Source organism: uncultured Porphyromonas sp., assembly GCF_938039215.1.
In the GTDB taxonomy this organism is placed as follows: domain Bacteria; phylum Bacteroidota; class Bacteroidia; order Bacteroidales; family Porphyromonadaceae; genus Porphyromonas.
The window spans coordinates 1-24,142 of the sequence record NZ_CALHVI010000028.1; the positions used below are offsets into that span (position 1 = coordinate 1).

The 24,142-nt window shown below is 54.9% G+C and carries 19 protein-coding genes; 9 read left to right on the top strand and 10 right to left on the bottom strand.

Going from position 1 to position 24,142, the window contains the following annotated elements; translation table 11 throughout:
• Nucleotides 1-160 precede the first annotated feature (160 nt).
• Genes Q0336_RS03565 through Q0336_RS03575 form a run of 3 tightly spaced genes read left to right on the top strand, consistent with a single transcriptional unit; the run spans nucleotide 161 to nucleotide 2,789 of the window.
• Complete coding sequence (locus tag Q0336_RS03565; protein ID WP_298525793.1) at nucleotides 161-934, top strand: thiazole synthase; 774 nt, start codon at nucleotides 161-163, stop codon at nucleotides 932-934.
• Between the two features lie 5 nt (nucleotides 935-939).
• Nucleotides 940-2,052: a 2-iminoacetate synthase ThiH gene (gene thiH, locus Q0336_RS03570; RefSeq protein WP_298525795.1), complete on the top strand. Its 1,113-nt coding sequence runs from the start codon at nucleotides 940-942 to the stop codon at nucleotides 2,050-2,052.
• Nucleotides 2,043-2,789 (top strand): HesA/MoeB/ThiF family protein, encoded by a 747-nt coding sequence (locus Q0336_RS03575; protein WP_298525797.1) that lies wholly within the window; start codon nucleotides 2,043-2,045, stop codon nucleotides 2,787-2,789. Before thiH ends, Q0336_RS03575 begins: the two co-directional genes overlap by 10 nt.
• 123 nt (nucleotides 2,790-2,912) lie before the next feature.
• On the opposite strand, the gene Q0336_RS03580 is transcribed toward Q0336_RS03575, so the two are convergent.
• From Q0336_RS03580 to Q0336_RS03615, 8 genes are all read right to left on the bottom strand, one after another.
• Complete coding sequence (locus Q0336_RS03580) at nucleotides 2,913-3,284, bottom strand: winged helix DNA-binding protein (protein WP_298525798.1); 372 nt, start codon at nucleotides 3,282-3,284, stop codon at nucleotides 2,913-2,915.
• Nucleotides 3,285-3,293: 9 nt separating this feature from the next.
• Complete coding sequence (locus Q0336_RS03585) at nucleotides 3,294-5,747, bottom strand: FAD-dependent oxidoreductase (RefSeq protein ID WP_298525875.1); 2,454 nt, start codon at nucleotides 5,745-5,747, stop codon at nucleotides 3,294-3,296.
• A 523-nt stretch (nucleotides 5,748-6,270) separates the two neighbouring features.
• Complete coding sequence (locus Q0336_RS03590; RefSeq protein WP_298525800.1) at nucleotides 6,271-7,722, bottom strand: TrkH family potassium uptake protein; 1,452 nt, start codon at nucleotides 7,720-7,722, stop codon at nucleotides 6,271-6,273.
• A 24-nt stretch (nucleotides 7,723-7,746) separates the two neighbouring features.
• Nucleotides 7,747-9,099: a Trk system potassium transporter TrkA gene (trkA, locus tag Q0336_RS03595; RefSeq protein ID WP_298525802.1), complete on the bottom strand. Its 1,353-nt coding sequence runs from the start codon at nucleotides 9,097-9,099 to the stop codon at nucleotides 7,747-7,749.
• Between the two features lie 23 nt (nucleotides 9,100-9,122).
• Nucleotides 9,123-11,039, bottom strand: a complete 1,917-nt coding sequence (dxs, locus tag Q0336_RS03600) for a 1-deoxy-D-xylulose-5-phosphate synthase (protein ID WP_298525804.1) — start codon at nucleotides 11,037-11,039, stop codon at nucleotides 9,123-9,125.
• Between the two features lie 13 nt (nucleotides 11,040-11,052).
• Complete coding sequence (gene hisS, locus Q0336_RS03605; RefSeq protein WP_298525806.1) at nucleotides 11,053-12,420, bottom strand: histidine--tRNA ligase; 1,368 nt, start codon at nucleotides 12,418-12,420, stop codon at nucleotides 11,053-11,055.
• A gap of 41 nt (nucleotides 12,421-12,461) precedes the next feature.
• Entirely contained in the window at nucleotides 12,462-12,956 is a 495-nt protein-coding gene (locus tag Q0336_RS03610) for a dihydrofolate reductase (RefSeq protein ID WP_298525808.1), read from the bottom strand.
• A gap of 27 nt (nucleotides 12,957-12,983) precedes the next feature.
• On the bottom strand, nucleotides 12,984-13,778 hold the full coding sequence (locus tag Q0336_RS03615) for a thymidylate synthase (protein WP_298525810.1): 795 nt from the start codon (nucleotides 13,776-13,778) through the stop codon (nucleotides 12,984-12,986).
• 314 nt (nucleotides 13,779-14,092) lie between these two features.
• On the opposite strand from Q0336_RS03615, the gene Q0336_RS03620 reads away from it, so the two are divergent.
• Genes Q0336_RS03620 through tilS form a run of 6 tightly spaced genes read left to right on the top strand, consistent with a single transcriptional unit; the run spans nucleotide 14,093 to nucleotide 21,185 of the window.
• Complete coding sequence (locus tag Q0336_RS03620) at nucleotides 14,093-15,079, top strand: D-alanine--D-alanine ligase (RefSeq protein ID WP_298525812.1); 987 nt, start codon at nucleotides 14,093-14,095, stop codon at nucleotides 15,077-15,079.
• A 22-nt stretch (nucleotides 15,080-15,101) separates the two neighbouring features.
• Nucleotides 15,102-16,283 (top strand): 1-acyl-sn-glycerol-3-phosphate acyltransferase, encoded by a 1,182-nt coding sequence (locus tag Q0336_RS03625; protein WP_298525815.1) that lies wholly within the window; start codon nucleotides 15,102-15,104, stop codon nucleotides 16,281-16,283.
• Nucleotides 16,284-17,840, top strand: coding sequence for a PepSY domain-containing protein (locus Q0336_RS03630; protein ID WP_298525817.1), 1,557 nt, complete (start codon nucleotides 16,284-16,286; stop codon nucleotides 17,838-17,840).
• Nucleotides 17,837-18,943, top strand: coding sequence for a Nif3-like dinuclear metal center hexameric protein (locus tag Q0336_RS03635; protein WP_298525818.1), 1,107 nt, complete (start codon nucleotides 17,837-17,839; stop codon nucleotides 18,941-18,943). Before Q0336_RS03630 ends, Q0336_RS03635 begins: the two co-directional genes overlap by 4 nt.
• Nucleotides 18,943-19,818, top strand: coding sequence for a C4-type zinc ribbon domain-containing protein (locus tag Q0336_RS03640; protein ID WP_298525820.1), 876 nt, complete (start codon nucleotides 18,943-18,945; stop codon nucleotides 19,816-19,818). Before Q0336_RS03635 ends, Q0336_RS03640 begins: the two co-directional genes overlap by 1 nt.
• Before the next feature lie 8 nt (nucleotides 19,819-19,826).
• On the top strand, nucleotides 19,827-21,185 hold the full coding sequence (gene tilS, locus Q0336_RS03645; protein WP_298525822.1) for a tRNA lysidine(34) synthetase TilS: 1,359 nt from the start codon (nucleotides 19,827-19,829) through the stop codon (nucleotides 21,183-21,185).
• A gap of 94 nt (nucleotides 21,186-21,279) precedes the next feature.
• Here the strand turns inward: tilS and Q0336_RS03650 are convergent, their stop codons facing one another.
• Together Q0336_RS03650 and Q0336_RS03655 are read right to left on the bottom strand one after the other, a co-directional pair.
• On the bottom strand, nucleotides 21,280-22,026 hold the full coding sequence (locus Q0336_RS03650) for a WGR domain-containing protein (protein ID WP_298525825.1): 747 nt from the start codon (nucleotides 22,024-22,026) through the stop codon (nucleotides 21,280-21,282).
• A 316-nt stretch (nucleotides 22,027-22,342) separates the two neighbouring features.
• Nucleotides 22,343-23,644 (bottom strand): acetyl-CoA hydrolase/transferase C-terminal domain-containing protein, encoded by a 1,302-nt coding sequence (locus Q0336_RS03655; protein WP_298525826.1) that lies wholly within the window; start codon nucleotides 23,642-23,644, stop codon nucleotides 22,343-22,345.
• Between the last annotated feature and the right edge of the window lie 498 nt (nucleotides 23,645-24,142).

The window sequence follows — 24,142 nt, forward strand, 5'->3', positions numbered from 1 at the left end:
TCCCCATCTATGCTATCGGAGGGATCCGCCTAGAAGATGCTCCTGCACTCTACGCTACAGGCATCTATGGGCTCGCTATGAGTGGTGCCCTTCTTGAGGAAGCGACCTCGATTGACCTACACTCCGATTATCACACATCTACTGTAAATACCACAGCCCCATGCTAACTATAGCGAACAAGACCTTCCACTCCCACTTATTCCTCGGGACAGGCAAGTTTGCCTCCCCCTCACTGATGGCTCAGGCCGTAGAAGCCTCGGGTACTGAACTCGTGACCGTAGCCCTCAAGCGAGTAGAGCTGGGCAATACCTCTTCGGACGACATGCTCTCCCCGCTTGATCGCCCAGGGCTTTCCCTACTGCCGAATACGAGTGGAGCACGTACCACCAAGGAAGCGATCCTCGCTGCTGAGCTCGGGCGAGAAGCACTAGAGACCGACTGGCTCAAGCTAGAGATCCACCCCGATCCCCGCTACCTCATGCCCGACCCCATCGAGACCCTTCATGCGGCGGAAGAACTAGTAAAGCGAGGCTTCATCGTCTTGCCCTACGTCCAAGCCGACCCTGTTCTCTGCAAGCGATTAGAAGAGGTAGGTTGTGCCACGGTGATGCCCTTAGCCGCTCCGATCGGTAGTAATAGGGGACTAGACACACGAGCACTTCTCAGGATCATCATCGCAGAGAGCTCGATCCCCGTCGTCGTCGATGCTGGGATAGGCTCTCCAAGCCATGCGGCGGAGTGTATGGAGATGGGAGCCGATGCCGTCCTCGTCAATACCGCCATCGCCACAGCCCAAGATCCCGTAGGCATGGCCGAAGCCTTCCGTCTAGGAGTCGAAGCGGGTCGTCGGGCTTACCTAGCTAAGCTCGCTCCTCAGCGGATGGAGGCAGAAGCCTCCTCCCCCTTCACTTCATTCCTCTTTGCTACAAAATAGATCCCGTGGAGACTACAGCATACGATTTCCTTCGGAGGTATGACTTTGAGGCTCTCCGCAGGAGTATTTACGACCAGACGGCGGAGGATGTTGAGCGAGCTATTTCTCACCCCTACCGCACGACAGAGGACTTCATGGCTCTCGTCTCTCCAGCGGCGATACCCTATCTGGAGGTGATGGCTCGTGAAGCCAACCGACTGACCATTGAGCGCTACGGCAAGACCCTTCAGCTCTACCTCCCCCTTTACCTCTCTAATATCTGCTCCAATAGCTGTGTCTACTGTGGCTTCAGCAAGGAGAATAAGATCCACCGTCGCCAGCTCACTCTCTCGGAGATCAATCGGGAAGTAGAGGCGATCAAGAGGCTTGGCTTCAGGCATCTGCTACTGGTAAGTGGAGAGGATCTGCGTAGCTCCTCCTGGAAGTACTACCTTGAGGTGGTGAAGCATCTGCGTCCTCACTTCGCACAGCTCTCCCTAGAAGTACAGCCACTCACCACAGAGCAATACCAAGCCCTCGGCGAGGCTGGTATCAGCTACGTATGCGTCTATCAGGAGACCTACCACGAGGCGAACTATCCCCGCTATCACCTTGCGGGGAAGAAGGCAGACTTCCGCTACCGCCTAGAGACCCCCGATCGCATCGCACAGGCAGGGATAGAGAAGATCGGACTGGGGGCTCTCCTCGGCCTCGAAGAATGGCGTACGGATAGTACCTTCACTGCACTACATCTAAGCTACCTCAAGAAGAAGTATCGCCAGACTCGCTACTCCATTTCGCTACCTCGCCTGCGCCCTGCGGCAGGAGCTTACAAACCCTCTTGTCCGATAGATGACTTAGGCCTTGTGCAGCTCATCCTTGCCTTCCGTCTCCTCGATCCCCATGTCGAGATCTCCCTCTCCACACGAGAGTCGGAGACGCTGCGCAATCATGTCCTTCCCCTCGGTATCACGAGCATGAGTGCGGGGAGCCATACAGAACCAGGAGGCTATGCCGAGCAGCATGAGGACCTGGAGCAATTCACCATCAATGACGGCCGTAGTCCAGAGGAATTCGTCACGTACCTGCGCTCCGTGGGCTATGAACCCGTTTGGAAGGATTGGGATACATGGATGTAAGGCAAAGCCGAAGAGAAGCAGTGAGGTCTGATGAATGGCAGGAGCGCTATGCCCGCCAGATCCTCCTACCCGAAGTCGGGATAGAGGGGCAAGAGCGACTAGTCCATAAGTCCATAGCGGTGATCGGTGCTGGAGGGCTAGGCTCCACCCTCCTACCGCTACTGGCGGGGGCTGGTGTCGGGCATATCTTGATCGTGGATGGAGATGTCGTCTCTAGAAGCAACCTTCCTCGCCAGACCCTCTACACTACCGAGGAGATCGGGGGATATAAGGCCGTGCTCGCTGCTCGGCGCTTGAGAGCTAATAACCCTCACTGCACCATCAAGACCTCCATCGAGCCTCTATATCCAGCGAATGTCCATCAGCTTCTCTCTGGAGTTGACTTGATCCTTGATGCTACGGACAATGAAGAGGCTCGCCGTCTCATCGACAGCTTTGCAAGGGGAGCGGGTCAGCACTGGCTCTACACTTCGCTTGATGGCTGGAGCGGGCAGGTGGCCCTCTTCCCTCCCGAGGGCAAAGGATACTGCGAACTCTTCCCCGAGAGCCCTAGTTCCTCGGCGGAGTCTTCCGCTAGCTCACCTCCTATCCCCGTGATCTCCTCCACCCCCGCTCTACTAGGGAGCATAGCGGGAGCAGAGGCACTCAAGTTCCTACTCGGCCTCAGATCTCCGCTCTCCGATCATCTTCTGCTTGTCGATAGTCTAAGCTGCTCCTTCCAGCTCCTCAAGCGCTAGCTTAGTCTGTACGCCCCAAGCCTTTTGCCCCCATAGATACAGAGAGGGCTTCGTCTACCGATAGGTGGGAGTGATCTCCCTTCCCTACTGGTAGGCGAAGCCCTCTTCTCTTAGTGCTGTCGCTTAGGATAAAAGCGACTCGAGAGGCAAGCCCTGCAAGAACTTGGGCAAGACAAAAGGATGTACCCTCAGACGAGCCAGCAGGCTGCTTCCCTCGGAGGTCAATTCAAAGAACACCTGACGGCGGTCTTCTCGTCCCAAGCTACGAATGACGAAGCCTCGCTCCTCTAGGGCATTGACTACCCGTGAGGTCAGTGAGGCACTCAGCCCCGTCTGCTCACTGACGAAGGAAGCAGGGACACGCTCTTGGGCAATGGCACAGAGCGTCATCGCCTCATTGAGGGAGAGGGCGAAGGCTTCATCCAGCGCTCCTTCTAGTTCGGCCAAGGCCCTAGCGAGATCACGCATCAGGCAGATAGACTGTACGGGCTCCATGTGCAGGGGTTAGATGAAGAGATTGACACGCGAACGCTCAGCTCGCTCCATGTACGAGGCGACCCCAGCGACAGTGACTTCGTCGAGGAGTTCACTCCGATCAATGCCAAGGACATCCATAGACATCTGGCAGGCGATGAACTCTACCCCCTGATCCAGCGCTTGCTGACGAAGCGTCTCGAGGCTATCGACACCCTTAGAGCGCATCAAGTAGCGCATGAGGCGAGGCCCTATGCCGAGGAAGTTCATCTTAGAGAGAGGAAGCTGTCTCGAGTCCGAGGGAAGCATCCAAGCGAAGAGACGGGCGAGGAAGTCCTTCTTCACAGAGGGCTTACATTCCTTCTTAATAGCACCGAGCCCCCAGAAGGTGAAGAAGATGCTGACCTTCGTACCTGTTGCCGCTGCACCATTAGCGAGGATGAAGGTGGCCAGCGCCTTATCTAGATCTTCACTGAAGAGAATGAAGGTCTTGCCATGCCCTCCGTCTTGAGTCTGAGCAGTGGCTATGGCACAGGGGGAAGCCTTCTCTATGCGAGCGGTATAGACACCACCCGAAGCAGCCTTGGAGAGGAAGCGGTGCCCCGTGGAGTGACACCACGCTTCTGCATCTCGGGGGAAGCCAGCATCCGTAGCTTGCACCTCTAGGATCTCCCCTGGGGAGAGCGCCTCCATAGCTTGCTTGAGCTGAATGATAGGACCTGGGCACTGTAGACCGCAGGCATTGAGCTGATGCACGCTTGCCAATGCAGGCGAAGGATCGTTGTCGGAGGAAGGGGTCTTCACTGAAGAGTCAGAGGTCGTATCTGGCAGAAGATTGGGAGCTGTAGCTGCACGATAGGTCTTGATCCCCCCGATAAGGTTGCGGACTTCGCCGAAGCCATTAGCTCGTAGGATATTGGATGCCAGATAGCCACGTAGCCCGACACCGCAGAAGAGCCAGACGGGCTTATTGCTTGGGATCTCCCCTAGGCGCTCACGGAGGTCATCTAGGGGAATGTTGATCGCCCCTGGTAGTGACCCTAGGCGAGCTTCGTACTCCGTACGCACATCGACGAGGGTGATCTCATCGAGGCGAGCATCACGGAGCTCACGCCAGTAGAGCGGAAGCATCTTCCCCGAAAGGATGTTGCTCGCTACGTAGCCAGAGATAGCCACGGGATCCTTCGCCGAGGAGAAAGGCGGAGCATAGGCATGCTCTAGCTGGGTAAGCTCTCCGACGGTAGCTCCACGCTTGATGGCTAGGGCATACTGGTCGATGCGTGTGTCTACCCCTTCGTAGCCGACGATCTGTGCTCCGTAGAGTCTGCCGTCAGTAGGCGAGAAGGTGATCTTGATATCCATCTGACGAGCACCAGGGTAATAGCCTGCATGTGAGGCGGTGTGGATCGTAGCCGAGAGATAGGGCAGCTCCAGCTGGCGAAGACGCTTAGCGGGTAGCCCTGTGGTAGCTACCGTGAGGTCAAAGACCTTGGCTATGGCTGTACCGATAGCCCCTTCGTAGCTCTGATGGTTGCCGAGGTGGATGTTGTCCGCCACGAGGCGAGCCTGACGATTGGCAGGCCCAGCGAGGTAGTTGAGCCAAGGCTTACCCGTCAGAGGATGTGGGAATTCGATCGCATCACCGACAGCATAGATATCGGGATCGGAGGTCTGTAGGTACTCATTGACAAAGATCCCTCTCGCTTCCCCGATGCGTAGCCCTGCTTCGGTGGCAAGCTTGGTCTCGGGACGCACCCCGATGGATAGGATCACGAGATCGGTCTCTAGCGAGATGCCTGACTGGAAGTGCACAGCCAGCCCCTCTCCTACTTGCTCAAAAGACTGGACCGCCTGCTCGAGGAAGAGCTTCACCCCTTGCTCTCGTAGATGCTCATGGACGAAAGCTGCCATCGAGTAGTCCATGGGTGCCATGACCTGAGGAGCCATCTCGACGACGGAGACTTCGGCTCCTGCGTGTACGAGGTTCTCCGCCATCTCTAGTCCGATGAAGCCACCACCTACGATGACTGCTCGGCGTACCTGATGCTTCGAGAGGTATGACTTAATGCGGTCGGTATCCTGGACATTACGCAGGGTGAAGATCCCCTCTAGGTCAATTCCTGGCAGGGGAGGACGCACGGGTGCAGCCCCTGGAGAGAGGAGAAGCTTGTCATAAGCCTCTGTATAGGTCCGACCGTCAGCAGTCTTCACGGTGACCACTTTGCTCGCTGGGTCGATGGCGACGACCTCGCTCTGGGTACGAACATCTATGGCAAAGCGCTTGCCAAATGCCTCAGGGGTCTGAACGAAGAGGCGGTCACGCTCCTCGATCACCCCACCGATGTAGTAGGGCAAGCCACAGTTGGCATAGGAGATATATTCCCCCTTCTCAAAGAGGATGATCTCAGCCTCTTCGGTGAGTCGTCTTAGTCGTGCTGCTGCAGTAGCTCCACCGGCTACTCCGCCAATGATAAGGTAGCGCATACGCTGGTTATTTTCTTTCATCAGTTAGGTATCATTACTTGTCTTGGGAGCTCTCACCAGAGCATATACTCTAGGAGAACGAGTGCAAAGATATAAAAATCCACCAGCGTACAAAGTTTCCATCGGAAAATATAAACGTGAAACACAAACAAAGGGTAATTACCTCGACGCACAGAGCTGGCCTATCTTTCGCCACTACCCCCGAAGTCTCCGTTTTGCTACATGCAGCCGGCTAAGAGGAGCCAAGTATTTCCCAGAACAAGGGAAGTGGCACAGGTAACTAGGAAGAGCTTCTTCTCCCGAGGGAGCTCCTAGCTAGGCCGCTCCGAGACTCCACTAAGCAATCCTAAAAGCATATCAACAGAAACATCGAAGAGGCACCAGTAGCGCCTCAACTGAGTTACTACTGGTGCCTCTTCGGTGGGAGTACTAGTGCCTCCTTGGGAGGAACGAATTTATGATCTTAGGAGAAGGCTAAGGCTTACCCTACCCTCGCTTAATAAGCTTACCTAGGGCAATCCCTTTAGCGCTTCCAGAAGTGAGGGGTCAAGATCCCGATGACCGTGAAGACCTCCAGACGGCCAGCAAGCATTAGGAAGCAAAGGATCGACTTGGAGAACGTACCCGCCCCCGCTACGCTCGCAGAATACTCCCCGATACCAGGGCCTGAATTGCTGACTGCCGAGCAAGCGATACTAATACTTGATACAAAGCCATTATCATCGAGCATCAGAAGTGATGCCCCGACGAAGATTAAAGCGACATAGAGGACACAGAAGGCAAGGATCTGATGCACCACGCTCACGCTGAGCTGGCGACCATTGATCAGAACGGGAGTCAGCAGGTGAGGGTGGATCTGCTTCTTGAACTCGTTGTAGAGGTTTTTGATCAGTACAAGGAAGCGCGAAGCCTTTAGCCCCCCCGAGGTAGAACCAGCACAGCCGTTGACGAACATCAAGAGCAAAGCCAGCATCCAGAAGAAGGGTCCCCAGAGCGTAATATCAGAGACTGTATATCCCGTACTTGACCCTAAAGACAATGTCGTGAATAGGGACTGACGGAAGGTCGTTTCAAGCGAAGGATATTCCCCTTGTACCCACAGCCAGATCGTCGTGATCACTGAGATCGTCAGGATGAAGAAGGTCAAGAAGCGGAACTCTTCATCCTTGAAGAGGCGCTTGGGCTTACCCGTAGCTGCGAAGTAGACCAAGGTGAGATTGAGACTCCCGATGAACATGAAGAGCGAGAGTACATACTCCACATAAGCGGAGTCGAAGGCAGCGACGCTGGCATCTCGTGTCGAGTAGCCCCCGGTAGAGATACACGTAAAGGCATGACATACGGCATCGAAGCATCCCATAGGCCCTGCCCACAGGAGAGTAAAGAGCAGAAGCGTCTCTACGAAGTAGACGGCCCAGAGGCACTTGGCGACATCAGAGATGCGTGGTAGGAAGCGGTCATGCGTGATGCCCGTAGTCTCGGCATTGTAGATCTGGCTAGCACCGCCCCCGAAGATCGGGACAAGGGCAACGGTGAAGACGACGATACCGAGCCCCCCCTGCCACTGAGTGAGACTGCGCCAGAGGAGGATGGAGTGAGGCAGGCTCTCGACCTCATTGAAGACCGTAGCCCCCGTCGTAGTGAAGCCTGATATCGTCTCGAAGAAAGCATCGATGGGTCTCTCCAGAGAGCCCGTGAGGAGGAAGGGAAGCATCCCCACAAGTGAGAGTAGAAGCCATACTAGCGTCACGGCCAGCATACCCTCTCTGCGGGAGGCGAACTTCTTCTTGAGCCTCCTCCCGAAGTGCAGGAGTATCGACCCCAGGGCAAAGAAAGCCCCGATGGTCACGGCCCACGGTAGAAGCCCCTCGCCATAAATAAGTGCTGTCAGGACGACCAGTAGCATCATCAGCCCTTCGACAAAGCACATCATCCCGAGGATGCGACTGATGAAACGGAAGTTGATCGAGTGCATAGCGGATAGAGAGTCCTAGCTTAGCTAGAAGAGCTCCTTCAGTGTATTGAGTGGAAGGTCGTGATAGAAGATCACGACATGATCATAGGGCTCTAGGATCGTATCCCCATCGATCATGCAGGGACGGCCATTGCGCATCATCCCTCCGAAGGTCATGTTCGCTGGGAGCTTGAGCTCACGGATGGGCTGACCGACGATGCGGGAGTCTCGGCGTGCGACGAGCTCGATGACCTCCGCATTGCTTACGAGGGAGAGGCAGGTGACTTGCCCCGTCTCCTGCCCTAGGAGCGTCCTGTAGATGTAGCCAGCAGCGAGCAGCTTCTTATTGATCAGTGTACCGATATCGAGGCGGTAGGCCAGCGGTATGTAGTCGATGTTCTCTTCCTTGGCCGCTGTCTTGTAGACATTGTAGCGCTTGGCTGCAAGGCAGGCTAGGACGTTGGTCTCGGAGTTCTCGGTCAGGGCAACGAAGACTTGAGCATCCTCCAGCCCTACTTCATTGGTGATCTCGGGGTCACGACCATCGCCGTGGTAGATCTCGACATTGCGGGGAAGTTGCTCCGAGAGACGTAGGCACTTCTCCTTGTCGATCTCGACGAGGGCGATCTTTATATCCTCAGGGATCTTGGAGATCGTGCGTAGCGCCACAGGGCTAGCCCCCATGATGACCATACGGCGTACCTCGGGGGCTTCCTTGCCCGCCAGCTTGCGTACGACATCGATATGATCGACAGCGCAGGTGAAGAAGACCAGGTCATTGTGCTCGATGAGCGTATCGCCTCGTGGGATGAGGGTATCGAAGTCTCTCTTGATGGCTACGACGTGGAAGCTCTTCTCCTCCTCTACCTTCAGTAGACCACTTAGATCCTTGAGGTATTTCCCGACGATGGGAGAGCCATTGCGCACCTTCACCCCTACAAGTGCCAGAGCACCATTGAAGAGGGTGATGTACTGTCTTGCCCAGGGATACTCGGTGATCGCTGCGATCTCGTTGGCGGCGAGCTCCTCGGGATAGATCATAGAGTCTACGCCTAGCTCCTCCATGAGGGTATTGTACTCGCCTTCGAGGTACTCGGCATTGTTGATACGAGCGATCGTGTGTCGAGCCCCCACACGCTTAGCGAGAAGGCAAGCCATGATGTTGGTGGACTCATCAGGAGTTACCGCTACGAAGAGGTCTGCACCCTCTACGTGCGCCCGCTCCAGATCAGACAGGAGCGTGGGACTCCCCTCCACGGGCAAGACCTCTAGGTGATGACTTGCTCGCTCGAGCTTCTTAGCATCGGCATCCATCAGGACGATATTCTGCTCCTCATTGGAGAGCATCTTCGCTAGGTGCGTCCCGACCTCACCAGCGCCAGCGATGACTATTCTCATGCTCTATCGTTTATCCAGTAAGACTAATGGACCAAGAGCTGCTTAGCTGCTTGGTAGATGGACTCTTCATCGAGCCCGCAGTAGAGCTTCTGCTCCTGAGGAGTACCATGAGGTATGAATTCATCGGGCAGACCAAGCGTCTTGACACGTCCCGTATAGTCCTCCTGCATAGCTAGCTGCAGGATCGCCGAGCCTACACCTCCATTGAGACAACCCTCCTCGATGGTAAGGATCTTCTGAGTCGAAGCAAAGACTTCCTTTAGGCAGGCTTCATCAAGAGGCTTAGCGAAGACTAAGTCGATATGCGCAACACTATACCCCTCTGCCTTCAGTCGATCTACAACGTGCGTAGCAGACACTCCTATGGGCCCTAAGCTAAGGATCGCAAGGGAAGAGCCTTCGCTCAAGACACGTGCTCGAGCATGGGGGTAGGACTGCATCGGCTGCTGCCAGTCTACTACAGATCCCGATCCACGAGGGTAGCGAATGGCTACAGGCCCTACCCAATCGAAAGCGGCGGAATACATGAGATGTCGTAGCTGTACCTCGTCATAAGGGGAGCAGACAGTCATGCTAGGTATCGTCCGGAGATAAGCAATATCGAAGGCCCCTTGGTGTGTTGCCCCATCTTCGCCGACAAGGCCAGCACGATCAAGGCAGAAGACCACGTGGCTCTGCGTTAGCGCTACATCATGGATGAGCTGATCATAGGCGCGCTGCATGAAGGTCGAGTAGATATTGCACACCGGTATAAAGCCTTCCGCCGCCATACCAGAAGAGAAGGTCACTGCATGCTCTTCAGCGATGCCGACATCGAAGGAGCGCTTGGGATACTTCTCCATCATATAGGTCATCGAGCAACCAGTAGGCATAGCGGGGGTGACGGAGACAATACGCTCGTCCCGATCAGCTAGCTCTACTAAGGTCTTGCCGAAGACATCTTGATACTTAGGAGGCTGTGGCGTCGAGGAGACCGACTGGATACGCTCGCCCGTAGAGGGGTCGAACTTCCCAGGGGCATGCCAGATCGTAGGCTCCTTCTCTGCAGGCACATAGCCTTTCCCCTTGGTGGTACTAATATGAAGGAGACGGGGGCCCTTCATGTCTCGGATATCCTGCAGTATCTGCACGAGGTGGACGACATCATGCCCATCGGTAGGGCCGAGGTATCGGATACTGAAGCTATCGAAGAAGTTCGTCTGCCCCGAGAGAAGCGCTTTGATTCGGTTGTTGAAGCGCTGTAGATCCTTGTGCTGATCCTCGTGAACGATGTGGAGCTTACGCAGCATACGATACATGTCGTAGCGCATGCTGTTGTAGGTAGGATTGGTCAGTAAGTTGACCATGTGCCTATTGAGACCACCGACGTTTTTATCGATGGACATGTTGTTATCGTTCAGTATGATCAGCAGGTTGTTGGGGAAGGAAGAGGCATTGTTGAGCCCCTCGAAAGCCATTCCTCCCGACATCGCTCCGTCACCGATGAAGGCGACGACACGTCGATCCTCTTCCTTGAGGGCAGTGCCCACGGCCATCCCTAGAGCTGCCGAGATGGAATTAGAGGCATGTCCTGCGGCGAAGGTATCGTACTCACTCTCCGACGGTATGGGGAAGCCTGCTAGGCCCCCCCAAGTACGGAGGGTATGGAAGTCCCGTCGCCGTCCCGTGAGGATCTTGTGTACGTAGGCCTGATGCCCTACGTCCCATACGATCCGATCATGGGGCGTATCGAAGACATAGTGCATCGCTACCGTGATCTCGACAGCACCGAGATTGGCACCGAGGTGCCCTGGGATGCTGGAGAGCGTAGAGAGCATAAAGTGACGAATCTCAGCACAGAGCGCAGGGAGCTGGTCTGGCTTGAGCCGTCTGAGGTCGCTCGGGGTCTCTATCTGATCAAGTAGTGGGTATCCCTGCTCTTGGGTACTACTATCTGGCATAGATTATCTGGCGTTAGTGCTGCAGAGCGAATGTATGGATCAGTTCGTCGAGGCTCAGCTTGGTCTGCTGACCCGTCTGCATGTTCTTAAGGGTGAAAGTCTCCGTCATACGTTCCTCTTCGCCTACAAGGACGACGAAGGGGATCTTCAAGCTGTCGGCATAGCTCATTTGCTTCTTCATCTTCACGGACTCAGGATAGAGTTCGCAGCGAAGGCCCTGACGGCGAAGTTGTGCGACGAGTGGTAGGAGGTAGGCAGCATCTTCTTCGCTGAAGTTAGCGAAGAGCACTTGTGTCCCCGTCTCAGCTTCCTCTGGGAAGAGGCCCAGCTCCATGAGGACATCATAGATGCGGTCTGCACCGAAGGAGATCCCTACCCCACTCAGTCCTTCGAGGCCGAAGATACCAGTGAGGTTGTCGTAGCGTCCTCCGCCCGAGATACTCCCCATCGAGGCATCTAGCGCCTTGACTTCGAGGATAGCACCGGTGTAGTAAGAGAGGCCACGAGCAAGACTAAGGTCTACAACGAGCTCGGCGGAGAACTGGAGGCGCTCGACGTGGTCAAGGATGTACTCCAGTTCCTCGATCCCCTTTCGTCCCTCTTCGGAAGAAGCGAGCAGCTCCTTGAGTTGGGCTAGCTTCTCTCGGTTCGTCCCCGAGAGAGCGAGGAAGGGGCGAAGCTTGTTGATGGCTTCTTCAGAGAAGCCATTCGCCTTGAGTTCATCGAAGACCTTCTCTTCACCGATCTTCTCTAGCTTGTCGATAGCAGTAGTGATGTCGATGAGGCGGTCAGCTTGGCCAGCCACTTCGGCGATACCGCCTAAGATCTTGCGGTTATTGAGGAGGATGCGGACACGGAGCCCGAAGCGACGGAAGACCTCGTCTATGATCGCTAGGAGTTCGACTTCATTGATCAGTGAGGTAGAGCCGATGACATCGGCATCACACTGGTAGAACTCACGATAGCGCCCCTTCTGCGGGCGATCTGCTCTCCAGACAGGCTGGATCTGATAGCGGCGGAAGGGCAGGGTAAGCTCAGAGCGATGCATCACTACATAGCGGGCGAAAGGCACGGTGAGGTCATAGCGGAGCCCCTTCTCGCAGGCCTTATTGGCAAAGTGAATGGCATTGCGCTGGAGGAGCTCGTCATCGGAAAGCTCCTTCAGAGCGTCTCCCGAGTTGAGCACCTTGAAGAGAAGGCGGTCTCCCTCCTCCCCGTACTTACCCATCAGGGTCGAGAGCTGCTCCATCGTGGGGGTCTCGATCTGTCGGTAGCCGTAGAGTGCATAGACCTGGCGGATGGTGTCAAAGATATAGTTACGACGAGCCATCTCTATGGGGCCAAAGTCCCGCATGCCCTTCGGTATCGTTGGTTTCTGCATCTTCTTTATGTAGATAGATTATGATAAGCTGTATCGGGGGCTTAGTTCCTCCGGTGGAGTACAACAAGCTGCCTCTCATATTCATTCCGCTCATCGCGAGGGAAGGTCGTCCGCTGGACTTCCTCCCAGTCCGAGCTCTGAAGCTCAGGGAAGAAGACCTCTGCATCAGGGAAGCTGGCATCGACCTCGGTCAAGTAGATGCGCTGTGCCTGCCCTAGGAGCTGACGGTAGATCTCTCCTCCGCCGATGACGAAGACTTCGTCGTCGCTCTCGGAGAGGACGGTGAGAGCTTCCTCGATCGAGGGGAAGACCTCTACCCCATCAGAGCTCTGGAGCGAGCGGCTGATGACGACATTGCGTCGCTGGGGCAAGGGCCCATTGGGGAGGGATTCGAAGGTCTTACGTCCCATCAAGATCGTATGCCCTGTGGTCAGCGCCTTGAAGCGCTTGAGGTCACCAGGCAGGTGCCAGAGCAAGTCATTCCCCTTGCCTATAGCGCCATCCTTGGCCACAGCCACGACGATAGAGAGTAGCATAGTGTATGAAATAGCCCGAATGAGTGATTAGACTGAGACCTTACCAGCGATGTGCGGATGAGGGTCATAGCCTAGGAGCTCGAAGTCCTCGTAGCCGAAGTCCTCAAGCCGAGTGATGGTAGGGGTAAGGCGCAACTGAGGGAGCTCTCGGGGCTCACGTGTCAGCTGAAGCTCTACCTGCTCGATATGGTCGCGATAGATATGGACATCACCGAAGCTGTGGACGAAGTCCCCTACTTCTAGACCCGTCACTTGAGCGACCATGTGAAGGAGCATAGCGTACGAAGCAATGTTGAAGGGTACGCCTAAGAAGACATCAGCACTGCGCTGATAGAGCTGCAGGCTCAAGCGTCCGTCGGCGACGTAGAACTGCATGAGGCAGTGGCATGGAGCCAGCGCCATCTCATCGATCTGTGCTACATTCCACGCCGAGACGATCATACGTCGACTGGTCGGGTCACGACGGATCTGGTCTACGACTTGCTGGATCTGATCGATGTGCCCGCCCTTGTAGTCGGGCCAGGAGCGCCACTGATAGCCATAGATCGGCCCTAGGGATCCGTCTTCACGAGCCCATTCGTTCCAGATCCGCACGCCCTTCTCTTGGAGGTAGCGGACATTCGTATCGCCTCGGAGGAACCATAGGAGCTCGTAGATGATACTCTTCAGATGGAGCTTCTTCGTCGTCAGCAGGGGGAAACCCTTGCTGAGATCAAAGCGCATCTGATAGCCGAAGGTACTGATCGTGCCCGTACCTGTACGGTCTCCCTTGTGATGCCCTTCACTCAAGATGTGGCGGAGCAGGTCTAAGTATTGCTTCATTTCTTCCAATGAATAGTGCACAAAGATACACAAATTAGTACCTGCCTACTCGCATTGTCAGTCCGAGATTGGACAAGTTTCACCTCCATGGGATTTCTACTGTTGCCTCACTCGAGGTAGCAGTAGCGCCTCTTAGGAGTTTACAGTAGTGCCTCTAGGGGGTATGTAGAGGTCTTCATGTGGAGGATCTATGATCAGAAGCTGAGAGGCCAATAGAGGGCTTCAGCCAAGGAAATACCGAGGCAATGAACGAGGAAAGATGTATTTTTGTTCTCTGTATAAATCATCCTATCAGCACGATCAAAAATCTAAATATGAATCGAACTCATATAGCTGTCATCGCAGGGGGCTTCTCGGGAGAGTATGCCGTCTCTCTGCGTAGTGCAGCTGGACTACTCTCTTGGATCGACCGCAGTCTCTTTGATCCCTACCTCGTCGTCATCGAGCGTACGGGCTGGTTCGTCCAAATCGAGGGACAAGACCCTATCCCCGTAGACAAGTGTGACTTTAGCTTTATGCTTGGAGGGGAGCACATCAAGATCGACTATGCCCTCATCACCGTACATGGCACCCCTGGAGAGAATGGGCTCCTGCAGGGGTATCTAGACCTCGTCGGAGTCCCCTACAATACGGGGGGCGTACTCACCGAAGCGCTGACCTTCAACAAGTACTACTGCAATCGCTACCTCTCCACCTTCCCTCAGCTCCGTGTGGCAGACTCGGTGCGTCTCAAGCGTGGCGAAGCTCAGCCCTCCACCGAAGAACTAGTAGCTCGTCTCGGGCTTCCCCTCTTCGCTAAGCCCAATGCTGGAGGCTCCAGCGTGGCTACCAGCCGTGTAGAGACACCCGAAGCACTGAAGGAAGCCATCGCCCTTGCCTTCGACGAATGTGATGAAGTCCTCCTTGAGCGCTTCATCTCTGGTACAGAGGTCACCTGCGGATGCTACTGCCTCGGAGACAAGGTCACCGCCCTGCCCGTCACCGAAGTCGTGCCTAAGAATAGCTTCTTCGACTTCGAAGCCAAGTACCACGGCGCAGTCGAGGAGATCACCCCTGCACGTATCAGTGCTGAGCTCACCGCTGAGATCCAGTCGCTGACCCGCCAGATCTACCAGCACATCGATGCACGTGGCATCATACGTGTAGACTACATCATAGAGTCAGATGGTATCCCTACCCTGCTAGAAGTAAACACGACACCAGGGATGACTCCGACGAGTTTCATCCCTCAGCAGGTAGCAGCCGCAGGGCTCACCATGCCTCAACTCCTCACGGATCTCATCCAGGATCATCTTCGCTAGCCAACTATCACCTTAGCCAACTATGGATCTCAAGAAATACGAAAGCATCCGCCCCCTTGCCCCCGAAGAGGTGCAGACAGCCATACAGCTCCTGACCAGCCTCGAGCCCCTACGTGCCGTCTATGATAGCCTTGGGCTAGAGACCAGCTGGGACGAGCTCGTCGCCGTCCTCCGCACTTGCCGTACCGTAGAGGACTTCAAGGCTCGGGTGAGCTACCACTGGGTCAAGCACATCATGGCGAAGTGTTGCGCCTCGGTCGAACTCACAGGTACGGAGCACATCTCTCCCGAGGGGGCCTATACCTATGTCTCCAATCATCGAGACATCATCCTAGACTCGGCCTTCCTCAATGTCCTCCTTGCTGATGCGGGGGCGAAGTTCCCTGAGATCGCTATCGGGGACAACCTCATGCTCTATCCTTGGATCGAGACTCTGGTCAAGCTCAATGGGAGCTTCCTTGTCCGACGCAACCTTCAGGGACGTGAAGTTCTCCTAGCTGCTCGTCTCCTCTCCGAATACATGCACGATGCTATCCAGGAGGGGAAGAGCCTCTGGATCGCTCAGCGTGAAGGTCGCTCCAAGGACTCTACGGATAAGACCCAGCCCGCCCTCTTGAAGATGCTTGCCCTAGGTGCTCAGACGAAAGACCCTCTGCAGGCTATCTCTCCCCTCAATATCGTGCCCGTCACCTGCAACTACGAGTATGACCCCTGTGACTACCTCAAGGCTCAAGAGATGCAGCTCAAGCGGGATGTCGAGGGCTTCAAGAAGAGCCCCGCAGACGATGGTATCAACATGCGCACGGGGATCTTTGGCTGGAAGGGTGAGGTCTCCTTCCACATCGGACGACCTCTCGCTGAACTCATCGCCGACCAAGAACTTTCTCTCGAGCTATCCCTTAGCGTAGAGGCGATCGCCGCCATCATCGATAGAGAGATCCATAGCCACTACAAACTCTTCCCCATCAACTACATTGCCCTAGACCTCATCGACGGCATCGAGCACCACTATGGAGCTTATACAGAGCAGGAGAAGAGCGATGTACTCCAGTACATCGAGAGCCGCATTGATCTTGTCCGCCTCCCTGAGAGCCTAACCCCTGACCGAGAGTTCCTACGTCGCTGCCTCCTGATGATGTATGCCAATCCCGTGCTCAGCAAACTCAAGACGGAGTTGGAGACAAGAGTAAGCCTTGAGCCCTAGATGAAAGCAAAGAAAGTCCACAAGTACCTAGGGATCCCCCTCTGCTTCTTCCTCTTCTTCGCTGCCCTCTCTGGGATCCTGCTCAATCACCGAGACTTACTCCAGAGTGTAGACATCCCTCGTAGCGCTCTGCCTCGATCCTATCAGTTCGTAGGGTGGAACAATGGTGCCGTCCGAGGAGTACTCCGCTCCGATAGCTTAGCCTATATATATGGCTCGGCAGGGGTATGGGTCACAGATAGTAGCCTAAGGAGAGAGGCTAAGCCGATGACCTCGGGCTTGGTCTCGGGAGCCGACGAGGCTAAGATCATGTCCATGGCTCGTGATAGTGCTGGTGGAGTATGGGTAGCCTCCCAGTATCGCCTCTACAAGCTTGCCCCCGAGGGGACACGCTGGGTCGAGCAACCCCTTCCCTCCTCGGTGCATGGCCGACTGGCTGACCTTCAGATCTCTGGAGACTCAGTACTCCTACTCAGCCGATCACTCCTCTATCGCCGCAGTCTCGCTTCCCCTGAGTGGACGACCTACGAACTGAAGAAGCCCGAAGGCTACACGGGTAAGATCCTCCTCTTCCAAATCGTCTGGGCCCTGCACAGCGGAGAGTACTTCGGTCTCGTGGGACGTATCATCGTCGACCTCCTTGGTCTGCTTGTCATGATCCTCTCACTAACGGGGATCTTCTACACCTTCCTTCGGCATCGCCTCGAAGCTAAGAAGGGTCAAGAGCGTACGAAGAAGGAGGAAGATCGAAAGCATCGACTCGCTAAAAAGCTCTCTACCAACTTCAAGTGGCATAAGACGGTAGGCAGGAAGACCTTCTATGCTGTGCTCTTCGTCTTCGTCACGGGTTGGGTGCTTCGTCCTCCCTTGATGCTTCCGCTGGTCTTCACCAAGGCTCAACCTAACCGCTTCAGTAGCCTCTATAGCGACAACCCATGGTTTGACCGCCTGCGAGCTATCCGGCAGGATAAGCACCAAGGTGGGTGGCTCCTCTCTACGAGCGAAGGCTTCTTCAAGCTCAAGGACTTCTCCTCCCAACCAGAGCCTTGGGAGCTGCAGCCTCAGGTAAGCCCGATGGGTATCAATGGCTTCGCCCAGCGAGCAGACGGCTCGTGGCTCGTCGGTTCCTTTACCGGTCTCTTCGAGGTACACCCAGGGTGGGCAGAGCCTATACATAATTACTTCACGGGCGAGAGCGTCGGTGAGGTGAAGATGGGACCTCCTGTAGGCTCCTTCACAGTATCAGGGCTACTTGCCGGGGAGCGCCCCGAGGACGACCTCGTCTTCCTCTATGATCATGGAGCGGTAGGACGCTCTGTGCTCCCAGATGGTGGGGCTCAGCTCCGCCCCTTCGCTCCCCAGCCTGAGGCGCTCAACGAGAGCCCGTATTCTCTCTGGCAGGCTGCCTTAGAGCTCCACGCCGGCCGCCTCTATCAGCCCTTCCTAGGCTCATGGGGCACTGCCCTCTTCATCTTCTTCTTAGGCCTAAGTTCCGTCATCGTACTCATCACGGGGCTCAAGCGTAGAAGCCCGAAAAAGAAGCACGAGTCATCATGATACGAATACAGGACATCTGGAGCGCCATCACCGAGCTGCTCCCTCCCGCTCTCCAAGAGAGCTACGACAACTGTGGTCTGCAAGTCGGTGATCCGTCGCTACCTGCCACAGGAGTGCTCTGCTGTGTAGATATCACAGAGCAGGTACTTCTGGAGGCTATCGAGAAGAAGTGCAATGTCGTCATTGCTCACCATCCTCTTCTCTTCAAGGGACTAAAGCGGATCGGTACAGATAGCTATATAGAGCGCTGTGCACGCCTCGCTATTCGTCACGACCTAGCTATATATGCAGCTCATACGAATGCAGACAATGCCGACGGCGGACTTAACTATCTTCTCGCCGAGGATCTAGGACTCTCCTCCGTGACCAGCCTCGAGCCTCAGAGAGGGACACTTATGGAGCTCGTGACCTTCGTCCCCACAGAGTACACCAGCCGTGTTGCCGAGGCTCTTTGGTCTGCTGGAGCGGGGAAGATCGGAGCCTATGACAGCTGTAGCTACCGCAGCGAGGGCACGGGCACCTTCCGAGCCCTTGACGGGGCTCAACCCTTTGTGGGAGAAGTCGGGAGTCTGCACGAGGAGCAGGAGCAGCGCCTGAGCGTGACCTTCCCCTCTTACCTTCAGTCGCAGGTAGAGCGTGCTCTCCTCTCCGCTCATCCCTATGAGACTCCAGCCTATAACATCACGAGCCTAGCGAACCTTAACCCACGGATCGGTGCAGGTGTCATCGGAGAGCTCGCAGAAGAGGAGCCTCTAGACTCCTTCCTAGAGCGCATCGCTCGCTACTTCAAGACCGAGCAACTCCGCTATAGCGTGACGACGAAGACCTCCGTCAAGCGTGTCGCCATCTGCGGAGGAGCAGGGGCTTTCCTCTGGCCCAAAGCCAAACGAGCAGGCGCTGATATCCTTATCACAGGGGAGGCTAAGTACAACGATTACTTCGACTGCGAGGGCGCTCCTATCCTAGCCACAGTAGGGCACTACGAGAGCGAACACATTGCTACTCGGCTCTTTGCACAGATCATCTCACAGAAAATACCTAAATTTGCAGTCTATCAAAGCGAGTTAGACTCCAATCCTATAAAAGCGTTACAGCACCCATAATGGCGAAAGAAACAACGACAAAGAAGACGACAACAGCAAAGAAGTCTACCAAGGCTAAGGCAGAGGCAGCAGTGGCTGATCCTGAAGTAAGCACTACGGTAGCTACTCCTGAGGCTAATATCAACTCTGCTGATCGCACCATTGCAAACAAGCTCATCGCACTGAGCCGCCTGCAAGAGACCTTCACCAAGATCGATCACATCAAGACCCTCAGAGGCGAACTTCCCCTCGAAGTACAGGATCTAGAGGATGAGATCGAAGGAATGGAGACACGACTAAAGCATCTCGAAGAGGACAGCAAGCGCCAAGTCCAGGCTGTCGCTACTGAGAAGGCTAAGATCCAAAAGGCGCAGGAGCGTATCGAGGTCTTCAAGGAACAGCTCAACAACGTCAAGAACAACCGCGAGTACGACAACCTCTCTAAGGAGATCGAATTTCAAGGGCTTGAGATCGAACTTTCGCAGAAGCGTATCAACGAGGGCAACGCAGAGATCCAGCACCGCAAGGAGCGTATCACTTCCCTCAAGGAGACCATCGCTGAGCGTCGAGTAGACCTAGAGGCTAAGCAGGAGGAGCTCTCTCGCATCAAGAGCGAAACGAAGCAAGAAGAAGAGGCTCTGCGCTCTGAAGCCATCCGACTCGAAGAGGATATCGAAGAGCGTCTACTCCATGCCTTCAACCGTATCCGCGAGGGTGCTCGCAATGGTCTTGCCGTAGTGCCCATCGACCGTGATGCTTGCGGTGGCTGCTTCAACAAGATCCCACCCCAGCGTCAGGTAGACTTGAAGCTTCACAAGAAGATCATCGTCTGCGAATACTGCGGTCGTATCCTCGTCGATCCAGAGCTGGTAGAAGAAGCTCACCAGCACAACTAAGCTACCTCATGCACCATACACTCGAGCAGCGGGTCGCTGAGACCATCGAGTGTCATGGGCTCGTAGCCAGCTACACAGACAAGATATTCATAGCCATCAGCGGAGGGGCCGATTCGGTCGCTCTGCTGATGGCTATGATTGCATTGGGCTACAAGGAGCGTCTTGAAGCGCTGCACTGCAACTTCTCCCTCCGCTCCGACGAGAGTGATGAAGACGAAGCCTTCATATCGGCCCTATGTGAGCGGTACCATATTCCTCTCCATGTAAAGAGATTTGATACCCGAGCCTATGCCCAGCAGGAAGGGATCTCGATCGAGATGGCTGCTCGATCCTTGCGCTACGGCTGGTTCTCCACCTTCCATACAGAGGGGAAGACGGTCATAGCTGTAGCCCATAATGCAGATGACCAGATAGAGACCCTCCTACTCAACCTATCGATGGGTACGGGGATACGAGGGCTGAGTGGGATGCCCTTCCTCAAGCCTCAGGAGGGGATCATCCGTCCGCTACAAACTTGTCCCCGAAGCCTCATCCTCTCCTACCTAAGTGATCTCAAGCAAGACTATCGGGAGGATAGTAGCAACAAGGAACTTCAGTACAAGCGTAATCTCATCCGTCATCGCCTCATCCCTCTCTTTGAGGAGCTTAATCCCTCTTTCCGAGGGGCAGCCCTTCGGACGATCGATCATCTACGCTCCACGGAAGCCCTCTATCTGGAGTGCATCAGTCGCTACCGAGATCAGCTACTCAGCCAAGACAAGATCGAGCTTCATCCCCTACTCCATCACCCCGAGCGAAGGACTCTTCTCTTCGAACTCCTACGTCCCTATGGCTTCAATCGTGAGGTGATCCTGGATCTTGAAGAGCATCTAAAGAAAGGAGGAGAAGCGGGAAGGAAGTTCCATGCTCCACACTACACCCTCTACCATGGAGCTAAGTACCTTGAACTACTTCCTAGGGAGGAGGCAGAGAAGGTCAGCCTAAGCATCGACATCTCTTCACGAGGGAGCATGCCTCTACCCTTCGGAGGGGAGCTCTCTTGGGAAGTACTCCCTATAGAGCAACTAGAGGGAGGAGTACGAGTACCACCCACAGTAGCTCTCTTCGACTACGATCGACTGGGGAGGACTACACTTACCCTTCGCACTCGAGAAGAAGGCGATGCACTACGACCTTACGGGATGAAGGGGAAGAAGCTACTCCGTCGCATCTTCATCGATGGGAAGTACACCCACCAAGAGCGCAGAGAAGCCCTGCTCCTCTGCAAGGGTGAGACTCCGCTCTGGCTCGTGGGGCATGTAGCGGATAGCACTTATGCTCTAGGTGCTAATACCCGCGAAGTACTTCGCCTCATCTATACCCTTTAGCCTAAGACCTCTCACCGTAGCATATAAAGGGAGACGCCCACTCAGCCTTGAGGCTAAGTGGGCGTTCTCCTTTCATGGTATTGCGTTTGTATGTCTAGACGAGTGGCACGGAGCCTGCGTAAGTCTCTAGGTCCGATCGCTCCTGAGCAAGGAGCTCCTCTGAGCAACGTACCGTGACACCGATACTCTTGAGTTTGGAGAGGCGCTCTAGAGAGCGAAGAGCCAGCTGATAGAGTTGTTTAGATAGTTCGCCCGTGATCTTCACTTGAGCTAATGCTAGTGCCACGATGACTCGATCGGTACGTCTCAGTTGCTCCAGAGTATCACGATCACCGAGGATGATCCCACGCTGAGCTTCGAGCTCTTCCTTTGTCTCACCCTTGGGTGGACAGAAGGGCAGATGATAGAGCTTTGAGATAAGTGAGGTGGGATAATTGGTCAAGTCGGCCTTGGGTCTACGGCGAAGCAAGTCACTGAGCTCCCATAGGGCATCACTCCCTTCATCATTACCAAAGGGTGCTGCATCCTGTATGCTCGAGTAGTAAACCTCTGAGGAGAAATACTTACGGAAGGCGGGATGGCTGGTCAGAGGATGAAGCCCCATCTCATCGTCATCGTAATAGAAGGACTGGTTGGGATCAAACTCTGGGTAATCTTCGTAGCCAGCTTTGATCTTGGTGTCGATCAACTGCTGGGCTCGTTCTTCACATTCGGTCTCGCTAGGGAAGGTCTTCACTTCATAGCGTCCCGATGTACCTATCTTCCCCCAATTAGTCATCAAGTCCACTCCCAGCGTTTCAATTCGCCAGAAGCGCTCCGCTTGATGATCAGAAAAACGCATTACTCTAAGCATACTCGTGTGGTCGTAATTGGGTAGGAGCCTTCAAGCTTGGTGGTGTCACTATGGCAAGACTTATACGACATAGACTCCAGTAGTACCTAGGCAAATGTAGGCATTTATCATATAAAAAACTATTTATCCAATAAATTCGTCTCAAATCGTAGCACTACCCTACCAAGTGGCTACCTACTTTTAGGGAGAGGAGTAAGCTAGCGTACCAAGAACGGTACAATTTCGGTCTAAAAACGAGCGACGACTGCCTAAGCTTTTTAGGTAATCATCGCTCATTATATTAGGAGGAAGAGCAGGTATCTCCTTAGGAGAAACGCTCCTCAATCGCCGCCATCAACCCTGGGCGGAAGTCTGGATGCGCAATACTCGTCAGAGCAAGAGCTCGCTCACGAAGGGTCAATCCCCTGAGGCGCACCGCTCCGTACTCTGTAGCGATGTAGTCCACTTCGTTACGTCCCGAGGTCACCGTAGCGCCTGGAGGAAGGACGGGGACAATACGGGAGACAGTCCCTCCCTTAGTCGTAGAGGTAAAGGCAAGGATAGAGCGTCCACCTCGAGAGCGTTTTGCCCCACGAAGGTAGTCTACTTGCCCGCCCGTACCGCTGAACTGATCCAAGCCAATTGCCTCGGAAGCCACCTGCCCGTATAGGTCGATCTCGAGGCACGAATTGATCGAGACCATGCGGTCATTCTGCCCGATGACATAGGGGTCATTCATGTGATCGACGGGATACATCTCGATCATCTCATTGTGATCGATGAAGTCATAGAGCGCCTTGGAGCCCATGATGATGGAGCTAGCGACCTTGCGATGGTGCATGGTCTTCTTCTCTCCTGTCACATGGCCCGACTGGATCATGTGCATCACACCATCGGTGAACATCTCTGTGTGTAGACCTAGATCTCGGCGCCCCTTGAGGCACTGCAGGACGGCATCAGGGATCGCTCCGATACCTATCTGAAGCGTATCGCCATCCTCGATCAGTTCGGCACAGATCTCTCCGATGCGTTGCTCCACCTGGCCTATGGGAGCGGGTGGGATCTCGACGAGGGGGCGATCTACGGGGACGATGTAGTCGAGCTTCGTGACATGGATGAGGTTGTCTCCGCCGATGAAGGGCATCTGCTTGTTGACCTCTGCGACGACGATGCGGGCGCATTCGGCCGCGGGCTTCGTGTAGTCGCAGGAGACCCCGAAGGAGCAATACCCCTCTTCGTTGGGTTCGCTCACCGAGATGAAGGCGACATCCACAGGATAGATCCCCTCTCGGAAGAAGCTGGGGAGTTCATGGAAGTGACAAGGGAGGTAGTCTACTCGCTTCTCTCGGAAGGCGAGGCGACTATTCTTGTCTAGGAAGTTAAGGACGGGGCGTACATGCCCCTTCATCTCGGGGCGCAGATGCCACGGCTCTGCGAAGTACAGCATGTGGAAGACCTTGACATCAGTCAGTCGCTCTCGGTCTTCATAAAGGGCCTTCGACAAGTCGTTGGGAGCCGCTACTGCGTGCCCGAAGACCAAGAAGTCACCGCTCTTCACAGCCGCTTGCACGGCTCCGAGGGCAGTCGTTGTGTGGCTTGTATAGTACTCTTGCCAATTAGTACTCATTGCTTTAGCTATAAATTAGAATGAGGGTGCTCTTTCTCTACCAAAGGGAAGGCCTTTGCTCCGAGATGAGAGCTATCGAGTCGTGCCATGGTGCAGACAGCCTTCGCTTGTATTGATAGCGAAGACTTGCCAAAGATACATATTCCTCTGAAATCTCCCAATCACGTTTTACCCATCCTACTAAGTGCTAAATAGGCGGGGGCATCTCCCCCTCTAAAGAGGCTTTTCTTGAGAATAGATTACCCCTGTGACATCCCACTATCCATCTAGGTTTGGAAGGGGGCTAGGGAAAGGGGCTCAAGAAACCTACGGTAGGTCCTCATCACGACCTACTGTGGGTCGGTAAGACGACCTACCGTGGGTCGTAAAGGCGACCTACCATAGGGTTAGAAAGAAGGCTACCATAGAGTTGGGAAGAGAACCTGAAATAATCCCCAGAAAAGGACTCTGTCCCTACCTATATATATGTATATTGTATTGAGCCCATCTAATCAATTG